Raw genomic sequence first — 3,820 nt, 5'->3', positions numbered from 1 at the left:
GCTGCGCTGGTAGTCCAGCGTGAGCGCGGCGCTTGCGGCGGCGACACCCACGCCCGGCCGCCGCCGCACCACGATCTCCGGCCACCGGAGGCCATAGTCACCTATCAGCTGGGGCCGGCCCGTCGCCTCGAACAGCGCCGCGGTGATCGGGAGGATGGTCACGGCGTCTCCCATGGACGTGCCCATGAAGCCGGAAGGCGCCACCCCGATGATCGTGTAGTCGCGCTGGCCCACGTGCAGCGTCTTCCCCACGGCGTCGGCGCGACCGGCGTAGGCCGACCGCCAGTAGGCGTAGCCCAGCACCGCCACCGGCGTTCCGGCGGGTTCGCGGTTCTCATCCGACGTGAAGAAGCGCCCAACGACCGGACGCATGGCGAACAGCCGCCAGTAGCTCGCGGTGACGCCGAGGATGTGCATCTCCTGGACGTCTGTGCCCACGCCGACCGCCACCGACGGGTCCACGAACGCGGCGACCACGTCGAACGCCACGCTGTCCTCGGCGAGATCGTGGTAGGTCTGATACGAAGTGTGCGTGCCCGGGACGTCCGCCCCCTCCGGCACGTGGTGCACGAACCAGACGCGATGGACCCGGCCGGCGACGGCCAGGTACGCCGGCGGCTTGAGCAGCAGCCGGTCCACGATCCCGAACATGGTCGCGTTGGCGCCGATGCCGAGGCCGAGCGTCAGTACCACGACCAGCGCGAAGCCCGGCCTCAGCCTGAGCCCGCGCAGCGCGTAGCGCAGGTCCTGCCGCACCGCGCCCCACCAGTCGGCGCGCCGCTCGGCGTGGACGCGATCCCGGTCGATGGCCACCAGCCGCTTGCGCGTCGCGGCGACGTCGCCGAAACGGCGCTCGGCCTCGCGCCGAGCGGCTTCCGGCTCGAGTCCCCGCTCCGCCAGGTCCCGGGCAGCCTGATCCAGGTGGAAGCGCAGCTCCTCTTCGACCTCGCGCTCCACGTCGGCCGCCCGGCCGAGGCGGAATACGCGACGCACGCCGGTCCAGCGCATCATGGCAGGACCCTCACGCGGTCCGGAGGACCTTGAACAGCGCGGTGGCGTAGCGCGAGAACGCCGCGCTCTGCGCCCTGAGCTCCCGCCGGCCGGCGGCGGTCAGCTGATAGAACCTCGCCCGGCGGTTGTTGTCCGAGAGACCCCATTCGGCCGCCACCCAGCCGCGCCGCTCCATGCGGTGGAGTGCCGTGTACAGCGCCCCCTCTTCGACCTGGAGGTCGTCGTCCGTGGTCTCGCGGACCCACCGGGCGACGGCATACCCGTGCATCGGCCCCCAGGTCAGCGCCTTGAGGACCATCAGGTCCAGCGTCCCCTGCATCAGCTCCAGATCGGCGGCCACGGGCTTCCCCTGAACAGTTGATGGGAACATAGAAGGGGGCCGGCCGCAGGACCAGCCCCCTCAACGTTTCAGGGATGTGGCTCGGCGCCCCGAGCGGAGCCCCCCGCCAGAACCGCCGATCGGATGGGTTGGCGCCCCGGCGCCCCGCCTACCCCCGGCACTCCGGCGGGCCGAAGCGCCCGAAGCCCTGCCCGCCCGCCGGCTGGGCCGGCGCCGCCTGCCGCGGCCAGACGTTGTCCGCCGCGTCGTGGTCGGGGAAGCGGCAGTGCGGATCGAAGACGATGCGCTCGATCCGCCGCGCGCCGAAGTCGAGCTTCGCCTCGAAGGTGCGGCTGCCGCCGAACCACACGTCCACCGGCCAGGTGACGATCGCCGTCGAGTCGTCCACGATCCGGGCGCCCTTCATCGCCCGCAGCCGCGGCCCCTTCGGCGCGAAGTGCACGGCCAGCACCACCGGCGAGGGCATCTGCCCGTCCTCCCGCACCGTCACCGTCGCCCGGCCGCCGCGGATGCGCGCGTCCGCGATCGACCCGTCCACCGACTCCGTCGTGAACAGCCAGGAGTACCAGAACCAGCCGAGGTCCTGGCCCAGCGAGCGATCCATCGAGAAGGCGTAGTCCCACGGCGAGGGATGCTTGAAGCGCCAGCTCTGGGCGTACTCCCGCATGGCACGCTGCACCGCGCTGTCGCCGACGATCCCGCCGAGCATCGAGAGCATCATCGGCGCCTTGGCGTAGCCCTGGAACACGTACATCGGCCCGCCGTAGTTGGCGTCCCACATCAGCGGCGCCTCGCGCTCGTCGCCGCTCGTCCGGCCGTACTCCTCGCCGACGCCGTCGAGCTCGGCCGGCTGGCCCGCCCGGTCGGCGCCGGAGAGGATGTTCATGTACTGGTTGAACCCCTCGTCCATGAACGGATACCACGTCTCGTTGGTGCCGAGGGTCATCGGCCACCACTCGTGCCCCGCCTCGTGGTCCGACGCCCCCGCGGCCGAGAAGATGATCATCGGGTACTCCATCCCGTTCTCCGGCCCGTCGGCCAGCGTCAGGACCGGGAACGAGTAGGGAATCCACAGCCCCGAATAGAACTGAAGGGCGTGCCGCGCGATGGTGGCCGCCTGCGCGAACTGCCGGGCGCGCCAGGGCACGTAGAGCATGTTGACCGGCACCGGGCCCTTGCCGGGGATCGTCGCCCGCGTCGCGTCCCAGACGTAGCGGCTCGACGTGGCCCAGGCGAAGTCGCCCGCGGTGTCGGCGGCGAAGTGCCACACCAGGCGGTCCCCCGCCGCCGTGGACTTGCCGGGGCCGACGTCGTCCGGGCCGACGATGCTGAGCGTAGAATCGGACTCGAGGACGTGCGACAGCCGCTCGCGCGCCGCGGCCGTCAGCACCTCGCCGGGGTTCTGCAGCACGCCCGTGGCCCCCACCAGCCAGCCCGCGGGCACGTCGAGCGCCACGTCGAACCGGCCGAAGTTGTTGTAGAACTCCGAGAAGCCGAGGTACGGCTCGGTGTCCCAGCCGCCCTCGCGCAGGTCGTCGAACACCGCCACCCGGGGATACCACTGCGCCACCTGGAACAGGGAGTCGCCCCAGGCGCCCATCCTGACGCCGCGCGTGTTCGGCGGAATCTGCGGCACCGTGAAGTGCCAGTCGGCCTCGAGGGTGAAGCTCCCGTGCGCGGGAACCGGCGTGGCAAGCGGAATGCGCGCCGACGTGAGCCGCAGGTCGTAGGGCGGCGGGACGGTGACCTGGAACGAGTTGCCGCCGCGCGTGATGGTGCGCAGCGTCGGCTGGGGATTCGGGTCCACTGCCTGCCCGTCGATGGTGAGACTGGTCACCCGCATCCCGTCGGTCTCCCGCATGCCGGGCACGACGTCGGCGCGCGGCGCGCCGGGACCGAACAGGTTCTGGTCGAGCCGCAGGACGACCTCGCGCATCGCGCTGTCGCTCGGGTTCTGCACCACCACCCGCTCGTGTCCCGTGACCACGCCCGTCGCCGGGTCGAGCCGCGCCGTGATCGTGTAGTCGGTCCACAGCTGCCAATAGTGCGGTCCCGGACGCCCGGTCGAATCGCGCGTCCCGGCCGCGAAGGCACGGCGGATCATGTCGGTCAGCGGGATGTCGCGGCGGATCGCGCGCTCCGGATACGTCGGGCGCGCCTGCGCCAGGACGGTCCCGGGCAGCGGAATCAGGGCGACGAGCGTGGCGAGCGCCACGGCGGATCTGCGCATGGTGACTCCCGAAGGTTGGGACGACTCCGGCGACCCCGGCCCTGCGGCACGGGTCGGATACCAGAGTACGCACGAGGGCGCGGGAACGTTCCCGGGGCTAGGGCGCCCGGCCTGGCGAAGGCTGCGCTCCCACGTCGCGCGGAACGACGTAATAATCCGGATCCACCCGGAATGCGGCCGGACTCGACAGGCGGAGCCCCGCGGTCTGCCACGCCTCCGTGGGATGGATCACCGCCCAG

General features: G+C 71.9%; 3 protein-coding genes. All 3 read right to left on the bottom strand.

Annotated elements, in window-relative coordinates:
• On the bottom strand, positions 1-1,011 hold a 1,011-nt coding region (locus VMF70_02955; GenBank protein ID HTT66967.1), incomplete at its 3' end, for an ABC transporter permease.
• A gap of 10 nt (positions 1,012-1,021) precedes the next feature.
• On the bottom strand, positions 1,022-1,351 hold the full coding sequence (locus tag VMF70_02950; protein HTT66966.1) for a PadR family transcriptional regulator: 330 nt from the start codon (positions 1,349-1,351) through the stop codon (positions 1,022-1,024).
• A gap of 148 nt (positions 1,352-1,499) precedes the next feature.
• Positions 1,500-3,581 (bottom strand): M1 family metallopeptidase, encoded by a 2,082-nt coding sequence (locus VMF70_02945; protein HTT66965.1) that lies wholly within the window; start codon positions 3,579-3,581, stop codon positions 1,500-1,502.
• Positions 3,582-3,820: the final 239 nt, after the last annotated feature.

The sequence above is a fragment of the Gemmatimonadales bacterium genome, from assembly GCA_035502185.1.
In the GTDB taxonomy this organism is placed as follows: domain Bacteria; phylum Gemmatimonadota; class Gemmatimonadetes; order Gemmatimonadales; family JACORV01; genus Fen-1245.
Note: the sequence above shows the minus strand (reverse complement) of the source record. Positions and strands in the feature narration are given on the sequence as shown.

What these genes read in the sequence shown, in the direction of transcription:
- VMF70_02945 (HTT66965.1), bottom strand. Translation starts at nt 3,581, where the DNA reads ATGCGCAGATCCGCCGTGGCGCTCGCCACGCTCGTCGCCCTGATTCCG.